Origin of the sequence: Paenibacillus sp. FSL M7-0134, assembly GCF_038007865.1 — a bacterium.
Classification (GTDB): domain Bacteria; phylum Bacillota; class Bacilli; order Paenibacillales; family Paenibacillaceae; genus Paenibacillus; species Paenibacillus polymyxa_B.
This window is the reverse complement of the sequence record NZ_JBBOXV010000002.1, coordinates 1,770,978-1,794,236: the sequence shown is the minus strand read 5'-3', so window position 1 is coordinate 1,794,236 and position 23,259 is coordinate 1,770,978. Positions and strand designations below refer to the sequence as shown.

General features: G+C 45.8%; 19 protein-coding genes. All 19 read right to left on the bottom strand.

The features are described from left to right. Positions 1-6: 6 nt before the first annotated feature. Positions 7-600, bottom strand: coding sequence for a dipicolinate synthase subunit B (locus NSQ58_RS23880; RefSeq protein WP_023988226.1), 594 nt, complete (start codon positions 598-600; stop codon positions 7-9). Then, positions 597-1,496, bottom strand: a complete 900-nt coding sequence (gene dpsA / locus NSQ58_RS23875; protein WP_028542709.1) for a dipicolinate synthase subunit DpsA — start codon at positions 1,494-1,496, stop codon at positions 597-599. The genes NSQ58_RS23880 and dpsA overlap by 4 nt, the downstream gene beginning before the upstream one ends. A gap of 184 nt (positions 1,497-1,680) precedes the next feature. Next, the gene (gene dut, locus NSQ58_RS23870; protein ID WP_023988224.1) at positions 1,681-2,127 is read right to left on the bottom strand and encodes a dUTP diphosphatase; all 447 of its coding nucleotides are present in this window, start codon (positions 2,125-2,127) and stop codon (positions 1,681-1,683) included. Beyond that, a complete protein-coding gene (locus tag NSQ58_RS23865) occupies positions 2,105-3,370 on the bottom strand; it encodes a M16 family metallopeptidase (protein ID WP_341058318.1) in 1,266 nt (421 codons plus the stop codon). The genes dut and NSQ58_RS23865 overlap by 23 nt, the downstream gene beginning before the upstream one ends. Positions 3,371-3,436: 66 nt before the next feature. Further along, on the bottom strand, positions 3,437-4,441 hold the full coding sequence (locus NSQ58_RS23860) for a polysaccharide deacetylase family protein (RefSeq protein ID WP_179085422.1): 1,005 nt from the start codon (positions 4,439-4,441) through the stop codon (positions 3,437-3,439). A gap of 230 nt (positions 4,442-4,671) precedes the next feature. Beyond that, positions 4,672-6,774 (bottom strand): polyribonucleotide nucleotidyltransferase, encoded by a 2,103-nt coding sequence (pnp, locus tag NSQ58_RS23855; protein WP_023988221.1) that lies wholly within the window; start codon positions 6,772-6,774, stop codon positions 4,672-4,674. Positions 6,775-6,988: 214 nt separating this feature from the next. Beyond that, positions 6,989-7,258 carry a 30S ribosomal protein S15 gene (rpsO, locus tag NSQ58_RS23850; protein ID WP_007430074.1) on the bottom strand — a complete coding sequence of 90 codons (270 nt, stop codon included), beginning with the start codon at positions 7,256-7,258 and terminating at the stop codon, positions 6,989-6,991. A 132-nt stretch (positions 7,259-7,390) separates the two neighbouring features. Next, positions 7,391-8,329 (bottom strand): bifunctional riboflavin kinase/FAD synthetase, encoded by a 939-nt coding sequence (locus tag NSQ58_RS23845; protein WP_023988220.1) that lies wholly within the window; start codon positions 8,327-8,329, stop codon positions 7,391-7,393. A gap of 58 nt (positions 8,330-8,387) precedes the next feature. Continuing rightward, a complete protein-coding gene (truB, locus tag NSQ58_RS23840; protein WP_341058317.1) occupies positions 8,388-9,323 on the bottom strand; it encodes a tRNA pseudouridine(55) synthase TruB in 936 nt (311 codons plus the stop codon). Further along, a complete protein-coding gene (locus NSQ58_RS23835; protein WP_209941789.1) occupies positions 9,320-10,297 on the bottom strand; it encodes a DHH family phosphoesterase in 978 nt (325 codons plus the stop codon). The genes truB and NSQ58_RS23835 overlap by 4 nt, the downstream gene beginning before the upstream one ends. Positions 10,298-10,348: 51 nt before the next feature. Then, positions 10,349-10,699, bottom strand: coding sequence for a 30S ribosome-binding factor RbfA (gene rbfA / locus NSQ58_RS23830; RefSeq protein ID WP_010346342.1), 351 nt, complete (start codon positions 10,697-10,699; stop codon positions 10,349-10,351). A 20-nt stretch (positions 10,700-10,719) separates the two neighbouring features. Beyond that, positions 10,720-13,275: a translation initiation factor IF-2 gene (gene infB, locus NSQ58_RS23825; RefSeq protein WP_028542714.1), complete on the bottom strand. Its 2,556-nt coding sequence runs from the start codon at positions 13,273-13,275 to the stop codon at positions 10,720-10,722. Further along, positions 13,268-13,591 carry a L7Ae/L30e/S12e/Gadd45 family ribosomal protein gene (locus NSQ58_RS23820; protein ID WP_013309928.1) on the bottom strand — a complete coding sequence of 108 codons (324 nt, stop codon included), beginning with the start codon at positions 13,589-13,591 and terminating at the stop codon, positions 13,268-13,270. The genes infB and NSQ58_RS23820 overlap by 8 nt, the downstream gene beginning before the upstream one ends. Next, positions 13,584-13,892 (bottom strand): RNase P modulator RnpM, encoded by a 309-nt coding sequence (rnpM, locus tag NSQ58_RS23815; protein WP_007430067.1) that lies wholly within the window; start codon positions 13,890-13,892, stop codon positions 13,584-13,586. The genes NSQ58_RS23820 and rnpM overlap by 8 nt, the downstream gene beginning before the upstream one ends. A gap of 23 nt (positions 13,893-13,915) precedes the next feature. After that, the gene (nusA, locus tag NSQ58_RS23810) at positions 13,916-15,013 is read right to left on the bottom strand and encodes a transcription termination factor NusA (protein WP_013309927.1); all 1,098 of its coding nucleotides are present in this window, start codon (positions 15,011-15,013) and stop codon (positions 13,916-13,918) included. A 101-nt stretch (positions 15,014-15,114) separates the two neighbouring features. Next, positions 15,115-15,576, bottom strand: coding sequence for a ribosome maturation factor RimP (gene rimP, locus NSQ58_RS23805; protein ID WP_013309926.1), 462 nt, complete (start codon positions 15,574-15,576; stop codon positions 15,115-15,117). A 312-nt stretch (positions 15,577-15,888) separates the two neighbouring features. Next, positions 15,889-20,202 carry a PolC-type DNA polymerase III gene (locus tag NSQ58_RS23800; RefSeq protein ID WP_341058316.1) on the bottom strand — a complete coding sequence of 1,438 codons (4,314 nt, stop codon included), beginning with the start codon at positions 20,200-20,202 and terminating at the stop codon, positions 15,889-15,891. Between the two features lie 202 nt (positions 20,203-20,404). Beyond that, positions 20,405-21,853: a proline--tRNA ligase gene (gene proS / locus NSQ58_RS23795; RefSeq protein ID WP_013309924.1), complete on the bottom strand. Its 1,449-nt coding sequence runs from the start codon at positions 21,851-21,853 to the stop codon at positions 20,405-20,407. Positions 21,854-21,904: 51 nt separating this feature from the next. Further along, positions 21,905-23,176, bottom strand: a complete 1,272-nt coding sequence (gene rseP / locus NSQ58_RS23790; RefSeq protein WP_264453880.1) for an RIP metalloprotease RseP — start codon at positions 23,174-23,176, stop codon at positions 21,905-21,907. Between the last annotated feature and the right edge of the window lie 83 nt (positions 23,177-23,259).

Here is a 23,259-nt window from a genome sequence, read left to right as displayed (position 1 = left end):
AGTACTTCATGGGGTCTTGCGTTCCACAATCATCGGCTGAAGCTGTTTACCTTGCAATGCTTCATAAGCAGCCTCGGGAATCAACTCCATGTTAGCTACAAGCGAGTTCGGCTTTTTAACTGGATTGTCCTGTCCGAACGGCACAAAAAAGATATTTTTGGCTACGAGTAATTTGGCGATATTGGCAGCATTTAGACCCAGTCCATCATTAGTAGATATGGCTAAAAGAAGTGGACGACCGTTGCGCAATTGCGCCTTGGCAGCCATCAAAACCGGACTGTCTGTCATCGCATTCGCTAACTTACTCATTGAATTCCCCGTCAAAGGTGCAATCACCAGCACATCGAGTATTTGGGAGGGACCCAGTGGCTCAGCCTCCACAATTGTAGAAATGATATCATTCCCTGTTATATCTTTCAACTGTTTTTGCCAACTTTGCGAAGTACCAAAGCGAGTATCCGTTGTTAGTACTGTATTGGATATAATAGGAATGACCTTCGCACCCTCATCAACAAAGCGCTGTATAACAGGCATTACCTCTTCAAATGTGCAATGTGAGCCTGTAATTGCATAACCTACTGTTTTCCCTTGCCAACTCATTGTGCATCCCCCCGATCAGGATTATCTTCCATTAACAACTGCACCAGCGTATTCGCTATAATGGCACCAGCAGTTTTGGGAGCAACAATACCGGGAAGACCAGGGGCAAGCATAGCCTTGATTCCACGCTTTTCCGCATAACGGAAATCACATCCGCCCGGGGCGGAAGCAAGATCTATAATCACGGTGCTCAATGGCAATTTAGACAGGATTTGCGCTGTGATAATCATAGAGGGTATCGTATTAAAAATCAAGTCAACTCCCTTTGTCTCTTGCGCTAAATCCCTTGTCATAAAAGGCTTCCAACCCATTTCCACGGCTCTCGCTGCATCCTCTGCCCGCCGTACTCCAACCTTCACTCTGGCTCCCAACCCCTGTAGTGCCCTTGCCATGGTAAATCCAGTCCGTCCCATGCCTAGAACCATACAATCTGCACCGTGAATCGTAAAATCGGTATGCTGAATGGCCATCATCAGTGCGCCTTCGGCCGTAGGTATAGAGTTGTATATGGCCACATCATCTCTCTCCAGCAGCTCTACCAGCTTTAACTCATGTCTGGTACAAATTTCTTTTAAGTACGTCCGCGCCATCCCTGTATATACAACACAATGCGGTGGAAGAGCAGCAGCATGCTCATTCAGAAACTGGAGCTTCTGTGCTCCAAAAAGTGCATTTACGTTGCCTTCCTCATCGCATCCCACCACCGGCAAAATCAGTGCGTCTGACGATTCCAGCAGCTTGACAGACATTGGTTCTAGTGTCACTCCTTTGAGTGGTACTTCAAGCTTGTCAAAACCGACCACACTGACGGTAGCATCCATGTCCACACATTTGCGGATTACCTCAAGCTGCCTCGCATCGCCACCCAAAACAACGACGCGTATTCCTGTTAGCATCCGGATCACTCCTTTCCGAGACACGATATGCTTTTAGTCTATGCGAGTGCCCGGAGAGGGGTGAAAAAACACAAAAAAAAGCCGCCCCTTTATGAGGCGACCTTTATTTGCATGCTTACTCTTAAGCAAGAAATTTGAAGATTTTACAAAATAGACATTCGTATATCGCAAACCAACCATAACCTCAGCGTCCTGTATGGCCAAAGCCTCCAGCACCACGCACTGTTTCAGATAAATGGTCTACTTGTTTCAGCTCTACCTCAGGTACAACCTGAAATACCATTTGTGCAATTCGCTCATTGCGCGTAATCGTGAACGATTCCTCGCCCAAATTAATAAGAAGTACCTTAATCTCCCCACGATAATCCGCATCAATCGTTCCCGGTGTATTGAGACAAGTAATACCATGCTTAAGAGCCAGTCCACTTCGCGGACGGATCTGTGCCTCCAATCCCGCTGGCATAGCTATTGCAAATCCAGTTGGAACGAGGCAACGTTTGCCGGGTTCCAGTACCAGATTTTCCTGTACTGCTGCATACAAGTCAAACCCTGATGCAAGCTCTGACATTTTGCGGGGCAGCTCAATATCTTCATTGCCCGCGAGTCTGTTAATTTCCACGTAAGTTAACAAAATAGTCCCTCCTCATATCCTTTACCGCTGAATCACTCGCTCCCACCATCGACAGGGCAAACGGCTCCGAGAACATCCGATCCAGCACTTTATTCACATCATTTGCCGTCACTTGCTCGATATGCTCGATCATTTGATCCAGCGTATAATGCTGACCAAGCATCAATTCATTTTTTCCAAGCCGATTCATCCGGCTACCTGTACTTTCAAGGCTTAAAATCAAACTTCCTTTTAATTGCTCCTTACCTTTACGAAGCTCATTAGCGTCCAAACCGTTGACAGCCACATCTCGTAAAAGCTCCAGCGTCAAATCCAGCACGTCCTTTGTTTGCTTAGGAGCCGTACCTGCATAGATCGTGAACATACCACTGTCCGCATGGGAGCTATGATAGGAATAGACCGAATAAGCCAGTCCACGCTTTTCCCGAATTTCTTGAAACAAACGTGAACTCATGCCGCCGCCGATCGCGTTATTCAGCAAAACCATAGCATACTGGAGTTCGTCACCCGTTGCAAATCCAGGCAGGGATAAACAAATATGATTTTGCTCCGTTGCTTTCTCATGATACAACAGCTCACCTTTAAACGCAGGTACTGTCAGCGGCGAAACGGTTCCATGATTATCAAAATGTCCAAAATGTCGCTCCAACAATTCTACCAAGCGATCATCAACATTACCAGCCACACTGATAACTGTATTGTCGATTGTATAATGCTCCCTCATATAATGGCTAAGATGTGAGCTATCCATAGCAAGCAGGTGATCTTCGGTTCCGAGAATCGGATAAGCCAGTGGATGTTCACCATAGGCCGCGCGAGATACAAGATCATGCACCATATCATCCGGTGTATCCTCGTACATGGAGATTTCCTCCAAAATCACATTCTTCTCTTTTGCCAATTCTTCCTGATCTAGTTTGGAATTAAAAAACATATCAGACAGCACATCAACTGCGATCGGTAGATGCTCATCCAACACCTTGGCATAATAGCATGTATATTCCTTCGAAGTGAAAGCATTAACATTTCCTCCGATGGCATCGAATTGCTCAGCGATTTCCTTAGCGTTAAAACGCTCTGTTCCTTTGAAAAGCATGTGTTCGATAAAATGAGAAATACCGCTATTGTCCGGCGTTTCATTTCGGGAGCCGGTTTTAACCCAGATACCGAAAGAAACAGAACGCACGGTTGGAATTTTTTCAATGACCACTCTTAGGCCGTTTTTGAGTTGAATTCTTTCCACGATTGGCCCTCCTAAACTGAATTGCATACTTAGCCATAATGTTCAATCCTAACAGAAAAAAGACGTTCACTCAACCAGAGCAGGTAGCTGTCGATCAGGGGAAAGTGTCTGACTGACAGTTCCGAGCACAAGTCCCTTACTACGAATGGCATGGATCATGCCTTTGAGAGCAGCCGCTGAGGAATCTGTTGGGTGCATTAATATCAGTGTGCCTGATTCAACCTTACTACTGATTTTGTTAATCACCGATTCCGGTGACGGATGTTTCCAATCTACAGTGTCCAATGTCCACAACACTGTTTTGAGCCCACGTTCTGCTGCTATATCCACCGTTTGCTGATTAAAATCGCCCGATGGAGGGGCAAACCAGTTATTTTTGACGCCCAAAGTTTCTTGAAGAAGCTCTTGTGTCTTTTCAATTTCTTGTGTGGCTCTGGCCCGACTCAGACGGCTCATATTCGGATGAGAGTAAGCATGATTCGAAAGCTCATGTCCTCTTTTTTGAATCTCCTTGGCGAGTTCAGGATTTTTTTTCAGCCAACTTCCATCAAGAAAAAATGTAGCCTTGACCTTTTCCTGATCCAGCGTGTTCAGTATTGGCAGGATAAATTCATTCCCCCATGCTACATTGATCATGAAGGATACCATTGGCTTTTCGGGATTCCCCTTGTAAATTGGAACATTACCAAGCTGATTTAAATGTATTTTAGGTGCCAATTGCCGATATACATATTGAATGGGTCGATCCGGAGATGCAATCGCTTTGCGATAGGTAGCATCCAAATCCACCTCCAGTCCGTTATAGCCTGGAATAGCCTTCCATACCCTGTCGATCTTGGCATCAACTGGTTCCCGCCGCTGACGGGCTGCTTCTGTTCTTAGTCGCTGCATAAGCGCATTATCGGGTAAAGCCGCCATCGCCATCGTTGTTTCAGCTTTAGGCTCCCCAACTCCTGTAGCGTCTCCATTGCGTAATTGATTAGCGAAGTCACGAACCCCGCTAAACTGTCCGATTACCAGTGTGATGGCTAAACTGGCTACCACCCACACTGCTCTTTTTGCCCTACTCATGATTCCTTCATCCTCCCGCCCGTTTGTCCACATTGTATGCGGGGAGGACAAGAACTATGACGCAGTAGCCTCTAGAAGCCTACTTTGGCGAAGCTTGTGCATATGTATGAAAAAAGAGCCAGAAACGTAGCTCTGCCTCTTTCCAAAAGTTTAAACAATGCTATTCAAATCCCTTGTACTATTAATACGAAAAGCTACTCCTGCCTTTCTAGTCTGCAACATGCAGGTACCTAGGATTTTGCAGGTGCTTCTGCAGTCAGAACAGCCTTACGGGACAGATTGACACGACCTTGTTGATCAATTTCGGTTACTTTCACCGTAATTGTATCCCCAATAGCAATTACATCTTCAACCTTGGCTACACGTTCAGTAGACAGTTGAGAAATATGAACCAGACCATCTTTGCCCGGTAAAATTTCAACAAATGCACCGAATTTCTCAATCCGTTTTACTGTACCGATGTAAATCTCACCGACCACGACTTCCTTTACGATACCCTCAATAATGGAACGTGCTTTTTCATTCATCTCTTGATTTGTGGAAGCGATGAACACACGACCATCTTGTTCAATATCGATTTTCACGCCGGTTTCTTCGATGATTTTGTTGATGATTTTACCACCAGCTCCAATAACATCACGGATTTTGTCCGGGTTAATGTGCATCGTCATAATTTTTGGAGCATACTGAGACAACTGCTCACGTGGCTTCTGGATCGCTTCCATCATTTTGCTAAGAATGAACAAGCGTCCTTCTTTAGCTTGCTTGAGCGCATCCTGTAAAATCTGGCGGTCAATACCGTTAATTTTAATATCCATTTGAATGGCAGTTACGCCTTCCGCGGTACCAGCAACTTTAAAGTCCATATCGCCCAGGTGGTCTTCCATCCCTTGGATATCAGTCAATACGGAAACATGGTCTCCATCCTTGATCAATCCCATCGCTACACCTGCAACCGGAGCTTTAATCGGTACACCTGCATCCATCATAGCCAGTGTACTTGCACAAATACTAGCTTGTGAAGTCGAACCATTTGATTCCAGTACCTCGGAAACCAAACGGATGGTGTATGGAAATTCAGTTTCGGAAGGAATTACTTTGGAAAGTGCACGTTCACCAAGAGCACCATGTCCGATTTCACGACGGCCTGGCGCACGCAAAGGACGAGCCTCACCTACGCTGAATGGCGGGAAATTGTAATGATGCATGAAGCGTTTTGTTTCTTCCAGATCAATACCGTCCAAAATTTGTACATCACCCAATGCACCAAGTGTACAAATGCTAAGTGCTTGCGTTTGACCGCGTGTAAATAAGCCCGAACCATGAGTACGCGGCAAAATGCTAGTGTCGCTTTCAATCGGACGAATTTCGTCAAGCTTACGACCATCAGGACGCACTTTATCATGCGTGATCAGACGACGTACTTCTTCCTTGACGATATCATAGAGAACTTCGCTCACGTCGCTCAAAAGCTCAGGTGTCTCTATGTATTGTGATTCAAAATGGGCAACTGTCTCTTCGTTGACTGCATCAATCGCCTCTTGACGGGCGTGTTTTTCTGCAATTTTAACAGCTTCCATTAAACGTTCAGCTGCATAAGCACGTACTTCACTGTTCACTTTTTCATCAACAGCATGCAGTTTAACCTGCATTTTTTCTTTACCTGCTACTTGCACCAATTGTTCAATGACTGCCACAATGTTCTTAATCTCATCATGACCGAACATAATAGCTTCCAGCATAACTTCCTCTGGAATCTCATTGCCCTCGGCTTCTACCATCATGATGGCATCTTTCGTTCCGGCTACAACCAGGTACAGATCGCTTGCATTCTGCTGTGCAATATCCGGGTTAATCACAAATTGCCCGTCTACACGTCCTACAGCGACTCCACCGATTGGCCCATTAAAAGGTACATCCGAAATGCTAAGTGCTGCCGAGGTTCCGATCATTGCTGCAATTTCAGGTTCGCAATCCTGATCGACACTCATAACCAGGTTCAACACCTGTACATCATTCCGGAAACCTTCCGGGAACAATGGGCGAATTGGACGGTCTGTCAAACGGCTGGACAAAATTGCTTTTTGACTCGGACGTCCTTCACGTTTAATAAATCCGCCAGGAATTTTCCCTACAGCATACAATCTTTCCTCATAGTTTACGGTCAGGGGAAAAAAGTCCAAATCTTTCGGTTCACGGGAAGCGGTCACGGTACAAAGCACAACTGTTTCTCCGTAGCTCACTTTAACTGCCGCATTGGCTTGTTTCGCAAGACGTCCTGTTTCCAGCACCAGCTTTCTTCCGCCGAGCTGCATTTCTACGCGTTGCTCCATGGTATCCCTCCATTTCATTTCATTGTAAAAGTTCTATACATATCCAGTATTTCCTGCGCAGGGCTTATTCATAAGAAGCTAGCAGACAAATCAGGATATGTAATTCAAAAAAAGATTCCTCATTTCAAAAAAGAACCCGGCTGCTGTCCGCCGTCGCCTTAGCAGGGACAAGCGGTGAACAACCAGGCTTCTTTTCTCATTACATGTCTGAAAATTAACGACGCAGTCCGAGACGCTCGATCAACGCACTGTAACGTTTAACATCAGTCTTCTTCAGGTAAGCCAAAAGTTTACGACGCTGACCGACCATTTTCAACAACCCGCGGCGGGAGTGATGGTCTTTCTTGTGCGAACGAAAGTGACTTTGCAAGTTGACGATGTTTTCAGTAAGGATAGCGATTTGTACCTCTGGTGATCCTGTATCGGATTCATGAGTTTTGTACTCCTCGATCAATTGCTGTTTACGCTCTTGAGTCAATGCCATCCTGTTCACCTCCTTCATTATAATCGCCATTAGCCTCGTAGCCGCCGGTGAAAGCGGACAACCAAGCTAAGGTTCATCGTTGTTTACACAACATAAGTCAGTATAACACAGCGCCTGTCTTATGTAAATAAATTAGCCTAACAGCTTTTTAGCCGTTTGTGCGTCATTGCCAATTTGGCTGATCAGCTCATCCACCGAAGAGAATTTGCGTTCAGGGCGGATGTAATGGTGAAGCTCCACAAGCACAGAATTCCCATAAATTTGCTGATTAAAATCAAATAGGTGTACCTCAAACGACGGATTCAGCACACCTTCATGAAAAGTAGGCTTAACCCCTACATTCATTACACCATTTATCCAACGATCGCCTACAAGCGCCCGTACAGCGTATACACCCTTGATCGGAATCACGTAGGTATCATCCAGTTTGAGATTAGCGGTCGGAAAACCGATCGTACGTCCGCGCTTCTCTCCATCCATTACAGTACCTTGGATACGATAAGGACGTCCCAACCAGCGAGAGGCATGTGCTATATCCCCGTTCTGTAAAGCACGGCGAATGCCAGAACTGCTCACCTTGTCCCCATCCAGTTCGAACGGTGATACGGTGTGTACAGACATCAGCTCTCCTCCCAGCTTACGGAGGGTATCCTCATGCCCGGCTCCCCGGTGGCCAAACCGAAAATCAAAGCCTACTACCGCTGTTCGAATTTGCAACGGAAGCAGCACATCGCTTATAAACGCCTCAGGGCTGACCTTAGAAAATTCTTCGTTAAAACTCAAAATATAAAGTACGTCCACACCCATATCAGCCAGAATAGTCTGCTTGTCCGCAAGCGGTGTTAAATAACCTTCATAATCGCCTTTTTTCATGACTTCCTTTGGGTGAGGATGAAATGTCATGACAGATACCGGCACTTGCTGTTCACGAGCCAGCGCAACGGCCTTACGTATCACGCTTGCGTGTCCCAGATGAAGACCATCAAACTGACCGATCGCCGTGACCTGTGGACGTCCCCATTGCTGCAAAAGCTCATCACTCAATGGATAAGATAACGATACGGTAATCATTATTAATTCACCTGCATTTCACATCATTTGACTAACTTCGTCAAAATTATAGCACAATTCAAGGTAAAAAAACTTTAACTGGAGCGATCGCGTCTGATTCATCCCGACCATATATGCCTAAAAACGTTTTATCCTCTTTATACAAACGGAAGGGCTGGTTGTCCGTCACAGGTGGTGAAATCATATTCAGCGACAGACGTTGGCCTTGCAGAGCCGCAGTTACCTTGGCTTCAGCCACTATATGCTCAGGCATATAGTCAATCGCCTGATCCGTTGTAATAAGTCGCTCTCCAAGACTACCATCCGCTACGAAACGCTCTATCTCTTCGAAAGTCAGACAACGTTCCGCAGGAATTCCCGCAGACATGGTTCGCTCCAGCTTAACCATCGTTGAAGGATATCCTAATTCACGGCCAATATCAACACATAGTGTACGGATATAAGTACCTTTGGAGCATAAGGCACGAAAAGAAATATCCACATACGCCCCCGTCTCCGCGAATCCCGTCATTTCCAACTCGTAAATGCTCACTTCACGACTTTTGCGTTCCACGGTTTTGCCTTCTCGAGCCAGTTCATATAGACGTTTGCCATCCACTTTTAGCGCGGAGAACATTGGAGGCACTTGGGAAATCGTACCAACAAAACGTTTCAAAACCGCTTTGACTTCCACTTCCGTCACCTCTACTGGACATTCACTCTCTTCCGTGATTTTCCCAGTCAGGTCTTCGGTATCCGTAGCAATTCCTAATCGCAGTGTAGCCCGATATTCCTTGGGCCGCTCTTGCATGTATTCCACCACACGGGTGGCACGTCCCAGACACAAGGGCAAAACACCGGTTACTTGCGGATCAAGCGTTCCAGTGTGTCCGATTCGCTTCATACCTAATAAACGGCGAGCCTTGGCCACCACATCATGAGAGGTAAATCCGGCAGGTTTATAGACAGGTAGAACGCCTTCCCAAGTTGTCTGTTCCTTCTTTATCGGGTTCATAGCTCAGACTTCACCCGCCCTACAACTGTCTCGATGATATCTCCCAGCTTACCCTCGAGACGGCAGCCAGCTGCACGTACATGTCCACCGCCCCCAAATGATTGAGCCAGCGCAGCTACATCAACATTTCCTGCCGACCTCAAGCTGGCCTTGACCGCTTGATCATTAATAACCTTAAAGAAAATGCCTACCTCAACTCCACGAATATTTCTTGGATAATTCACAATGCCTTCCAAGTCCTCATTTACAGCGCCACATTCCGTCATGTCGTCAGGTGATACTACGACCCAAGCAACTTTTCCATCCTCCGACATCGTGAGCGTTTGCAATGCTTTTGTCAGCACCTTCATTTGTGGAAAAGTCATTTCCTCAAGCAATTTCTCGGATAAAGATGGACCATCTACACCGTAAGCAAGTAGCTGTGACACAGTAGACATCACTTTCGGTGAAGTGTTGGAGTAACGGAAACCTCCTGTATCCGTTAGCAACCCTGTATATAGAGCCGTAGCTATTTCGACATCCCAGGTTACTGCAAACTTTTTCAGTAGGTCAAAAAGAATTTCTGCTGTTGCCGCAGCATCCGACTTAATCACATTAACTGTACCATACGCATCATTCGTTGGATGATGATCAATATTCAGGATAATGGCATCTTCCGTAAAAAACTGCTCTGTCAAACCAACACGACGGTAATCCGCACAATCTACACAAATGATCCGGTTGTATTTCCGTTCTGGCGGTTGCTGGCTCATATCCATAATCTCATCGGCATGCCATAAAAAATCCATACGCTTGGGAATAGGTCCCTCATTTAGCATGGTAAATTTCTTCCCCAGACATGAGAGAAGCCAGCCCACCGTTACGGTGGAGCTGACTGCGTCTCCGTCCGGCTGTACATGCGATACGATCAGGTAATCATCATGCTCCAGAATAAATTCCTTCGCTTGTTGAAGCGCCTGTTCATAGGTATGCATTGCCTTCTCCTTTACATTCAGTTCATGGTTCCTTCAGACAAACTAAAAGTTTTATTTTTCATCCTTGTCGATATCACTCAGCAGTTTTTCAATTCGACTACCGTAAGCAATAGATTCGTCAATTTTGAAAATCAACTCAGGAATATGGCGCAGCCGTATCCGTTTGCCGAGTTCAGAACGAAGATAACCGTTCGCTTTGTCCAATGCCTTCAGGGAAGAATTTTTTTGTTCTTCATCCCCGAGCACGCTCAAGTATATTTTCGCTTGGGACAAATCATTTGTAAGATCGACACCCGTTACCGTGATAAAACCGATGCGGGGGTCTTTTAATTCAGTTTGTATGAGTTGGCTTAGCTCCTTCTTGATCTGCTCGCCAACCCGACCTGTACGTATTTTAGCCATGGATGCTCACCTCTCTGCCGTTAGCGCTCCACTGTTTCCATGACGAACGCTTCAATAATGTCGAGTTCCTTAACATCATTATAGCCATCAAGGGTAATACCACATTCGTAACCTTGGGCAACTTCTTTTGCGTCGTCCTTAAAGCGTTTCAGTGAGTCGATTTTACCTTCAAAAATGACGATACCATCACGAATCAGGCGTGCTTCTGCTGAACGGGTAATTTTACCAGATGTAACCATACAACCAGCGATCGTACCGACTTTAGTAACTTTGAATACGTTACGTACTTCAGCATGCCCAATCACATTTTCTTTATATTCAGGATCCAGCATGCCCTTCATGGCTTGCTCTATTTCTTCAATGACATTGTAAATGACACGGTGTAGACGAATATCCACTTTTTCAGCTTCCGCTGTAGATTTCGCCTGGTTATCCGGACGAACATTAAAACCAATGACAATAGCATTGGAAGCTGCTGCCAAAATAATATCGGATTCGGTGATTGCTCCTGCACCACTGTGAAGAATTTTAACGCGCACACCTTCGACTTCAATCTTGTTCAAGGAACCTTTCAACGCTTCGACGGAACCTTGTACGTCACCTTTAATAATGACGTTCAGATCCTTCATTTCGCCATCCTTGATGTGTTGGAACAGGTCATCCAGTGTTACACGGGTATTACTGCCCAGATCAGATTGGCGTTGCGTGATCGCACGTCTGTCAGCAATAGCACGAGCTTTGCGCTCATCCTCAAACACCATGAATGGATCGCCAGCAAGTGGAACTTCTGTCAAACCAGTAATTTCAACTGGAGTGGAAGGACCTGCTTCCTTAAGACGACGACCTTTATCGTTGACCATGGCACGCACACGTCCGAAGCAGTTACCCGCTACGAAAGCATCGCCGACTTTCAGTGTACCGTTCTGAACGAGGATACGGGCTACAGAACCGCGACCTTTATCCAGTTCTGCCTCGATGATGGTACCACGTGCCCGTTTGTTCGGGTTCGCTTTGTACTCATTCACTTCAGCTACGAGCAGAATCATCTCGAGCAGGTCTTCCAGACCCATTCTTTGTTTCGCGGAAACGTTGACGAAAATTGTATCGCCGCCCCACTCTTCAGGTACCAATTCATATTCAGTGAGTTCTTGCTTCACTTTATCCGGGTTGGCATCCGGTTTGTCGATCTTGTTCACAGCTACGATAATGGGCAGACCTGCCGCCTTCGCATGGTTAATAGCTTCGACCGTCTGTGGCATAACACCGTCGTCAGCTGCAACCACGATAATCGTCATATCTGTCACTTGGGCACCACGTGCACGCATAGCAGTAAAGGCTTCGTGACCCGGTGTATCCAGGAAAGTGATTTTTTTGCTGTTAATTTCAACTTGGTATGCACCAATATGCTGTGTAATACCGCCAGCTTCGCCACCGGTTACATTAGTCGAGCGAATGGCATCCAGCAAAGTTGTTTTACCATGATCGACGTGACCCATAATCGTTACAACCGGTGGACGTGTTTTGAGATCCGCAGGATCATCATTTTCTTCCACGGTTTCAAAACGATCTTCTTCGACAGGAATTTTCACTTCTACCTCGACACCAAAGTCTCCGGCAAGCAAGAGGATGGTATCCATATCCAGTTCCTGGTTGATGGTCGCCATTGTTCCGAGCACAATCAGCTTTTTGATGACTTCTGACGCATCCTTATGAAGAAGCTTGGCTGTTTCGCCTACGGTCATCTCACCACGCACAATAATTTTCTTAGGCGTGTTGTCGATTTTCTCGCGACGCTCCTGTTGTTGACCTTTACCACGATTGTTAAATTTCCCGCCACGATTGCTGCCGCCGCGATTATTGCCTCCACGACCACCGTTACCACCGCGTCCGCCGCCTTGACGGTTATCGTCAAAACGTCCTTGACCGGAACGGTTACCACCGTTGCTGGAGTTACTACCTGTACGGTTGCCACCACTACGGTTCGCATTGTTGCTACCTGTGGAGGATGATGTTCTTACAGCCGTACCACCCTGACTACTTCCCTGAGGGCGTGAGTTAGTGCTTTGGTTACCTTGAGGACGCGAACCTGTGTTACCGCCGGGACGCTGTTGTCCTCCCTGTTGTTGACCATTACTGCGGTTCTGTGTACTTTGCTGACCAGTGGGTCTGCTAGTACTTTGTTGACTGCGGTTTTGACCGCCCTGCTGACTGCTTTGCGCTTTTGGAGCGCTACTTCGGTTACTGTTTTGGTTGTTGTTTGTCCTATTCATACTTACCTGCTTTTCCTGTTGATTTTTGGTTTGCTCAGTTGAATGATTACTATTCTGGCTTGAACCGGCCTGATTCGAGCTTACTTGCGCCGTACCTGCCCCGCCTTGCTTGGCCGCAGCATTGGATTTAATATTCTTAAAAAAACTTTCCACTTTACCTACGGCATCATGTTCCATGACGCTCATATGGTTGTTCACGGGAATATCCAGCCGTTTAAGAATGGTGATAATTTCTTTGCTGCTCATGTTCAACGATTTGGCGTATTCGTATACCCGCACTTTGTCTTTGCTTTCTTGTTTACTCAATATACTCCACCTCCGACATTATCCCCGCATGTTTCTTGATCAATTTCGCGAATCCTTGATCCGTCACAGCCAGCACAACCCGTTCAGGTTTGCCGATACTGCTTCCCAAGCTTTCCCGGTCAAATCCTATCAATAAGGGGATTTTGTACGTCCCGCATTTGTCGCGGAATTTCTTTTGAGTATTCATTGAAGCATCTTTCGCAAGAATGACCAGCTTGGCTTCTGAAGACCTGATCGCTTTATAAACGATCTCATCACCTGTTAGCAGCTTGCCAGCTCTCATGGCAAGACCCAATCCAGACAGCGCCTTATTCATCCTGCACGCTGCCTTGTGCCGCCAGGAATTCTTCCTCGACGGCAGCAAAATCACGACTTAGCTGCTCATAAATATCAGGATGAACCGAGTGCTTCAATGCTCGATCCAGTGCCTTGCTCTTTTGAGCCAGCTTGAAGCAGGCGGCTTTGCCGCACAAGTAAGCGCCGCGTCCCGACTTTTTGCCAGTCAAGTCAATCAACACTTCGTCTTCAGGGGTTTTGACGACACGGATCAACTGCTTCTTTGGCATCATTTCATGACAGGCCACACATTTGCGCAAAGGTATCTTTCTCTGTTTCATGCATTAACCCCCCTACACTCCGCTTAATCTACAGAAACGGAATCCTGATGCATTTCATCGGTGGATGTTCTCGGTCTGCCGAGTTCTTCCTCCGCCTGTGTTTCACTCTTAATATCAATTTTCCAGCCCGTAAGCTTAGCAGCAAGGCGAGCATTTTGCCCTTTGATACCAATAGCAAGAGAAAGCTGATAATCAGGCACAATAACACGCGCCATTTTCTCTTCTTCAAATACTTGCACTTCGAGCACCTTGGATGGACTCAGCGCATTAGCCACGTATTCATCAACATTATCGGAATAACGTACAATGTCAATTTTTTCGCCACGCAGCTCATTTACAATGGTCTGTACACGTGTACCTCTAGGACCCACACAAGAGCCGACCGGATCAACCTCGGCGTTACGGGAATGAACCGCGATTTTAGAACGGAAGCCTGCTTCACGCGCTACGGAACGAATCTCTACAACACCATCAAAAATTTCAGGCACTTCGAGTTCGAACAAACGCTTAAGCAGACCCGGATGTGATCGGGACAGCATAATTTGCGGTCCTTTGGTTGTGTTTTCTACCTTGGTGATATAAGCCTTAATTCGATCCAGATGGCTAAATTTCTCATTAGGCATCAGTTCGCCCAACGGAAGAACCGCTTCCACCTTACCAAGATCAATATAAATATTACGTGGGTCTTGGCGCTGTACAGTTCCTGTTACAATATCTTCTTCCTTGTCCACAAACTTGTTGTAGATCAGTCCCCGTTCCGCTTCGCGGATACGCTGGGTCACGACCTGCTTCGCAGTTTGTGCAGCAATCCGTCCAAAATCACGTGGTGTGACTTCAATTTCAGCGATATCTTCCAACTGAAAATGCGGGTTAATCTCACGGGCTGCAGGCAACGAAATCTCGGTGCGAGGATCCAATACCTCCTCAACGATCAGCTTGCGGGCATATACCTTAATGACTCCCGAGTTGCGGTTCATATCAACACGCACGTTTTGTGCGGTGTTGAAATTCCGTTTGTAACTGGAAATCAAGGCTGCTTCAATGGCCTCAAACAGCACATCCTTGCTGATCCCCTTTTCTCTTTCCAACTCGTTCATTGCTTCAATAAAATCCATACTCATGGATTACTGCTCCCCCTTTCAAATGATGCACCTGCGTACTGGTCGGCACACGAGGTAAAAAAACATGTAGTACATGTCAAACAGCAACAGTCAAATCTGAATTAAAATATGATCGCGAGCCTTGCACCAGCTACCTTGTCATAAGGTATAACATGCTTCTTTTGTCCGCTTTGAACGGTGAGTTCCCCATCTTCAAAAGAAAGCAAACGACCTTCGAATTCCTTCAGGCCGTTGATCGGCTCGTATGTAGTAACGAATACGTTTTTGCCTACCGCTTTAGTAACGTCCTCCGCTTTTTTTAGCGGTCTTTCGGCGCCTGGTGAAGACACTTCCAGAAAATATGCTGTAGAAACAGGGTCATTTTCATCCAACTTTTGCCCCAGATATTCACTGATCATACTGCAGTCGTCCAGATCAATTCCTCCGTCTTTGTCTACAAAAACGCGAAGAAACCAATTGCTGCCCTCTTTGACATACTCGACATCGACCAGTTCAAAACCATGCTCATCGAGGTAAGGTTGGGCCATTTCTTCTACTACTGATTTGATCTTTGGTGTGCTCAAAGATTATAACCTCCAAAAGTGAACTTTCCTGTGGTGAAAAAAAGACGCCCTATTGCCATGGACAATGCTTCTCCATCACCGGCATTTTCATTTTCATTTGATGTAATGTTCATTTCGGGCTCACTGCAAATAAACCGGCGTACCGGTTTCGTGCCCAAAAATAACCTTTTCACGTTGTAACTGTATATCAAACAGTAAAGAGTGGGTTTCCCCACTCTTTTAGCAACGGTTTTATCTCCATGATTACCAAAAAAATTATAACATAACCATAGTTATGTGACAAGTGCCAGAGCTTGACTACTGTAGTTCGGATTAAAACAGAGACAGCTGATTACTCTCTGGCAGACCTCGAAAGCATCCCAACTGGGATAGCATTTCGACAATGGTTTTACTTGCCTTCGATTTTTGTTGAAAATCCTCGACAGACAAAAATTCACCCTGTTCACGGGAGGCTGCGATGTTACGTGCTGCATTGTCTCCAATTCCCTGAAGAGCTCCGAATGGCGGAATGAGTGAATCTCCATCGACCTTGAAGCGTGTAGCTTCGGAACGGTACAAATCAATGGATTTAAAACTAAACCCGCGAGCCGTCATTTCCAGAGCCATTTCTAGGATCGGAAGCATCCCTTTTTCTTTGGGCGGTGCCTGAAAGCCGAGTTGCTCAATTTCGACAATCTTCCGCGCGATTGCATCATATCCCTGACAGCACAGCTCAATATCAAAATCGGCTGCACGTACTGAAAAGTAAGTCGCATAATATTCAATCGGATGATACAGCTTAAAGTACGCTGTGCGCACTGCTGAAATAACATAGGCTGCAGCATGCGCCTTCGGAAACATGTACTGGATTTTCAGACAGGAATCAATGTACCACTGTGGCACCTTGCATTTTTTCATTTCCTCAATCCATTCGGCACTAAGCCCCTTACCTTTACGTACGCTCTCCGTAATTTTAAAGGCCAGACCTGCGTCCATCCCTGCCTTGTAAATCAGAAACAACATGATATCATCACGGCAACCAATTACAGTCTTGATGTTGCAGGTATTATTCTTAATCAGTTCCTGTGCATTCCCCAGCCATACGCCCGTGCCGTGAGACAGTCCGGATATTTGCAGTAAATCAGCAAAAGAACTTGGCTGCGACTCTACTAGCATTTGGCGTACAAACTTCGTTCCCATCTCCGGTACACCATAGGTTGCTACAGGCGTGCGGATTTGCTGGGGGGTTACACCGAGCGCCTCCGTGGAGTTGAACATGCTCATCACTTTAGGATCATTCATTGGAATGGTCGTAGGATCGACACCGGTCAAATCCTGAAGCATTCTCATCATAGTCGGATCATCATGACCCAGAATATCGAGTTTGAGTAAATTCGCATCAAAAGCGTGATAATCAAAATGCGTTGTTTTCCATTCCGAGCTTGTATCATCGGCGGGATACTGTACCGGCGTAATATCCTCGACCTCAATATAATCGGGAACAACGACAATTCCGCCTGGATGTTGCCCTGTACTACGTTTGACCCCTGTACAGCCCGAAGCCAGCCTGTTCAGCTCAGCCCCACGCCATTTTTTATGATGCGCCTCTTCATATTTCTTTGCAAAGCCAAAAGCAGTTTTTTCGGCAACTGTACCTATGGTTCCAGCACGAAATACACTTTTCTCACCAAACAATACTTTCGTATAGTTATGTGCGACAGGCTGATATTCGCCAGAGAAGTTCAAGTCAATATCGGGAACTTTATCTCCCTTAAACCCAAGAAACGTTTCAAACGGAATATCCTGTCCCTCACCCTTCAATTTGCCACCACAGTTCGGACAGTTTTTGTCTGGCAAGTCAAATCCGCTCGGCACACTACCGTCCAAAATCCATTCGCTATGTCTGCATTCTGGATTACCACAAATATAATGTGCAGGCAGTGGATTAACCTCGGAAATTCCGAGAAAGGTAGCGACCACAGAAGATCCAACAGAACCCCGTGAACCTACCAGATATCCATCCTTATTAGACTTTTTAACCAGACGCTCGGAAATGAGATAATTGGCAGAGAAACCGTATTTAATAATCGGCTCCAGTTCTTTTTCAAGGCGGGCTACAACCACCTCGGGCAATTCCTCACCATAGATGGATTTAGCCGTCTCGTAGCAAGTGTTGCGGATTTCCTCGTCCGCCCCATCCAGCAAAGGTGTAAACAGCTTGTCAGGGAACAGCTCCAGCTCCTCAAACCGATCCGCCAGCTCAATGGTATTCTTCACAACGACTTCATAGGCTTTCTCCTCGCCCAAAAACTCGAATTCTGCCAGCATTTCGTCTGTGGTGCGTAAATGCGCATCTGGCTTACGAATATCTTTTAGCGGGCTAAATCCCGTAATGCCGTGTATCGTAATATCACGGTACAGCTTATCGCGAGTTTCCAAATAGTGAACATTACCTGTGGCAATTACGGGCTTATCAAGTCGCCGACCAATTTCGCATACTTTGCGTATCGCCGTTTTCAGAGCATCAGGCCCACTTACCAATTGCTTTTCCACTAGATGCATATACATTGTCAAAGGCTGAATCTCCAACACATCATAAAACTGTGCAATTTCCTCGGCCTCTTCCTCGGACTTGTTCAACACAGCCTCGAAGAACTCTCCTTTTTCGCAGCCAGAAATAATAAGCAATCCGTCTCTCATTTCTGACAATTTTGATTTAGGAATACAAGGCACACGCTTGAAATATTCGGTATGAGACATCGAAACCAGCTTGTACAGATTTTTTTTACCAATCGGGTTGAGGGCATAAATACAGCAGTGAAAAGGACGAACGGTAGATAAATCCTTACCCACATAATCATTCAGACGATCGAGCATTTTTAAACCCTTAATTTGTTCCGCATCATTCAGCAAGCCATTCAGCACTTCAGTCAGTGCGACTGTATCGTCAATGGCCCGGTGATGGCTTTCGAGCGCCACTTTATATTTGGTCGTCAGCGTATTCAGACGGTGGTTTTTCATCGTTGGAAACAGTAAACGAGCCAGTTCGAGCGTATCCAGTACCGGATTGGTCATTTCAGGCAAGTCCATATTTCGAAGGGTGGCCTGGATAAAGCCGACATCAAATCGCGCATTATGGGCAACCAATACAGCATCGCCAGCAAAAGCTACAAACTCCTTCATAACAGGTTCTACATCCGGCGCATCCTTGACCATTTCATCGTTAATGTTGGTCAGTTGTTGGATATTGTAGGGTATACGCTCATGCGGATTGACAAAGGTAGCATAACGATCAACTTCTTTGCCATCATGCATTTTTACAGCCGCAATCTCAATAATTTTATTCTGTGTAACCGATAAACCGGTGGTTTCAATATCAAAAACGACATAAGTCGCTGTTTTCAAATTTAATGGTTGTGCCTGCATTACAACCTCAACGGCATCATTAACCACGTTAGCCTCAATACCGTAGATCATTTTAATTCCGTTTTTCTTTGCTGCTTTTGCTGCATCAGGATAGCATTGCACACCACCGTGATCGGTGACCGCAATCGCTTTGTGCCCCCATTTGGCGGCTGTTTTGACGTATTGATCAATCGAGGCGACAGCATCCATTGCACTCATCTTTGTGTGTAGATGGAACTCAACCCGTTTTTCCTCTGCCTTATCCTTACGTGTGGGTGGAGCCTGTACTTCAACTAGATCGGAAGGAATCATAACCAGCTCGGGAATTTGCATAAAACGATCATATTCAACTCGCCCCCGCACTTTGACCCATTTCCCGTTAGCCAACAAACTGAGGATCTTCAGATCTTCTTTAGTTTTAGCAAACATTTTCATTTGCAGGGAATCACTAAAGTCGGTCAAATAATACGTAAACAACGTACTGCCATTGCGCAATTCTTTACTATCCAAACCGAAGATTGTCCCCTGTAAGGTGACTTTCTTTTCTTCGTCCTGAATATCTTGCATCGGAACAGCCGGTTCTTTGATGTCATAACCAAATTGAAGCCGCACGTCTCCTTCTTCTTCGTCCAAAGGCGGCATTTCGGATTCCATACTTTCCATCATCTGCTGAATAACTTCGCGTTCTTCCTGCATCTTCTTCTCTTGGAATTGCTGTAATGCCTCCTGGTTACTTTCACCCACCTGGACTTTAATGCGCATAGAGAGCCCAAAATATTTATTGTAAAATTTGATGATAGCTTGATCTATCTGCTTTTTACGCGCCAGTTCCAATGACATACTGTCGCTCATCGTTAGCAATAATAGACCGTCTTCCCACTCATGCACAGCCCGATTCAACCAACCGTTAACAGAAGGAATCTCACGATGTACCCACTCTAGAAAAAGTTTCCAGTATTCACTAATGATATCACCCGGCTGAATCTCACTATACTGAAAACGGAACGTAATTTTTGCGATGTGACTCATTTTTTCCTGTACTTGAATACAGAACGTACGATACACCTGAGCGGGGACCAGTGTCTCCTTGGCAATAGTGATATTCCAATCCTTATTGGTACGGCTAATCTCCACTTGATCAATCCAACCGTCCAAAAAATAAGGTTCAACCACTCCCGTCGGCATCACAACCTGCTTCATCAGCAGTTCCAGCCGCTTTCTCTTTTCTTCAGCTCCGCCCATGGCTCTCCCCCCAATTTCAAATCTACCATTCTGAAAACATGAAAAGCTTCTGCGTCAAAAACATCTCCGACCGCAAAAGCTTTTCGTAACCCTCTTTAATCCTCCTCACAACGACATAGATCCTTCGGAACATTGTCCGGTAACAGCTACCCTGTCGGCGAAGAGAATGAAGTGAGTATAGTGGTATTGCCCTACTTCTATATTAGTACGCCCGTGCGAACACTACTGTATGCTTGGCAGGTTTGCCACAGCACAAACATGTGGACTTTTGCTCGGTTGTTTTAAACGGTATATTACGGCTTGTAGCACCTGTCACTTCTTTAACTTTGTCTTCACATTCTTCAGATCCGCACCAACCTGCCAAAGTAAAACCGCGTTTTTCCTCCATGAGAGTCTTCATTTCGTCCAACGTATCGACAGAATAGAAATTTTCTTCCATGAAATTTTTCGCACGATCAAACATCTCCTGCTGTACCTGTGCGAGCATCGCGTGTACTTCCTCAACCAGATTATCCTGCTGCACGATTTTTTTCTCACCGCTGATACGGGATACGAGCACACAGACGCCGTTTTCCATATCACGAGGCCCGATTTCCATACGAACCGGCACACCGCGCATTTCATATTCATTAAATTTCCAGCCTGGGCTTACATCACTGCGGTCGTCCATTTTAACACGCACTCCCGCTTGTTTCAACTCAGCAAATAGTTCATCTGCACGAGCGATAACGGCATCACGCTTCTTAGGTGGTCCAATTGGAACCATAATAACCTGCGTAGGCGCAACTTTAGGAGGCAATGCCAGACCACGGTCATCTCCATGGACCATAATCAGTGCGCCGATCAAACGTGTACTTGTTCCCCATGAAGTCGTATGCGCGAATTCCAGATTGTTTTCACGACTCAAATATTTAATATCAAATGCAACGGCAAAATTAGTCCCCATGTAGTGGGAAGTCCCAGCTTGTACCGCCCGTCCATCCTTCATCATCGCTTCTAGTGAAAATGTATCCTTCGCACCTGCAAACTTTTCAGAAGGTGTTTTCTGTCCAGTAATAACCGGAATAGCTAGAACTTCCTCAATAACCTCACGGTATACTTCCAGCATTTTCATCGTTTCTTCACGTGCTTCTTCTTCTGTTTCATGGGCCGTGTGACCTTCTTGCCACAAAAATTCACTTGTACGCAAGAAAGGCAACGTGCGTTTTTCCCAACGCACTACGTTAGCCCATTGGTTAATAAGCACCGGCAGATCACGATAGGATTGAATCCATTTGGAGTACATATGACCTATCATGGTTTCCGAAGTCGGACGTATTGCAAGACGCTCTTCCAGCTTTTCTCCACCAGCCTCGGTTACCCAAGGTAGTTCAGGATTAAACCCTTCGACATGCTCTTTTTCCTTTTGAAAAAAGCTTTCGGGAATGAACATTGGAAAATAGGCATTACGGTGGCCTGTTTCTCTGAAGCGCACGTCCATGGCTTCCTTGATATGCTCCCAAATTTCAAAACCATCGGGTCGGAATACAATACATCCGCGAACAGGGGAATAATCCATCAGTTCTGCTTTTTTAATAACATCAATATACCATCGGGAAAAATCTTCGCTCTGCGGCGTAATTTCCTCGACAAACTGTTTATCATTCGACATAGAAATGCATGTCCTCCCATACTGACCGTTTTTATATAGGTCCGTCTCTAATTAACCATTAATTAAGCGTAAAATATCGTTATACGTGACCGCAATCATAAGCAGGAATAGCATAGCAAAACCAACGAAATGGACCATTCCTTCCCTGCTCGGATCAACGGGACGTCCTCTTACAGCCTCCACACCAAGGAAAACAAGTCTGCTTCCATCCAGCGCCGGAATAGGCAATAAATTAAATATCCCCAGATAAAGACTCATTATAGCAGTCCAATACGTCAACTGCTCAATCCCCTGCTTGGCAATTTGCCCCGTCACTTCAAAAGTACGTACCGGGCCTCCCAGGTCGTTGATAGAAAAACGTTGAATGAGCTGGCTAAATCCTTGGAAAATAATATCGGTCGTTCTGACCATGGATTGTCCGGCAAATTTGAACGTTTCACCCACACCTGCTTGGCGTTTTGGAAGTTCAGGCACAATGCCCACCTTGCCACCCTTTTGTCCTTCCATTGCACGAGGTGTAATAGTAAGATCAAAGGTCTTATTATCACGGCGAATCGTCCACTTCATCGGCTTGTCTTGAGAATCCGCAATCAGTTTGATCATGTTTTCAACATTTGCACCAATGGCTATTCCATTCACCGATTCAATGATATCTCCCTTATGCAAATCAGCTTCAGCAGCGGGCATACCTGCTGTAATTTCACTAATTTGGACATAAGTCGGGTTGTCCACTTGTATGCCGACCATCTGAATATGAAGACCAAACAGAATAAAGGCAAGTATAAAATTCATCAGTGGTCCAGCAAAAATAGCCATCGCACGCTGTCCTACTGTTTTACTCCCATACTGCCGATCCTTTGGTGCAATCTGAATGGATTGTCCTTTGGTTACCATCATCGCTTGCGGGTGTACAGTGTATTGCTGATCTTCGCCATCTACATCCAATTTTAAAGTTAACGACTGTTCCAGATCAATATCCAACACTTCGCCGCGTACCACATTCTTGCGATTATCCAGTTGATCTAGATAGATGGTTTTAACGACGTCATCCGTTACGCGTACAGCAATCGTTTGTCCGGTCTCAATTTCATTGATCTCCGGATCCTCTCCCGCCATGCGGGCAAAGCCACCGAACGGCAACAAACGCAGCGTAAATCGCGTCTCGTTTCTTTTATAAGAAAACAGTTTCGGACCGAAACCGATCGCAAACTCCCGTACCAGAATCCCGGCGCGCTTGGCAAAATAATAATGCCCCCATTCATGCACTGTCACTATGACGAAAAACATGAGCACCGTCATCAACACTATTTGAATCGTTTCCAATCGTTTCCGTTCCCCTTTCAATGAGATCGAGTTTGTCTTCCTAGATTATCATTATTCTCCAATCCCGCACAAGAGAATCACAT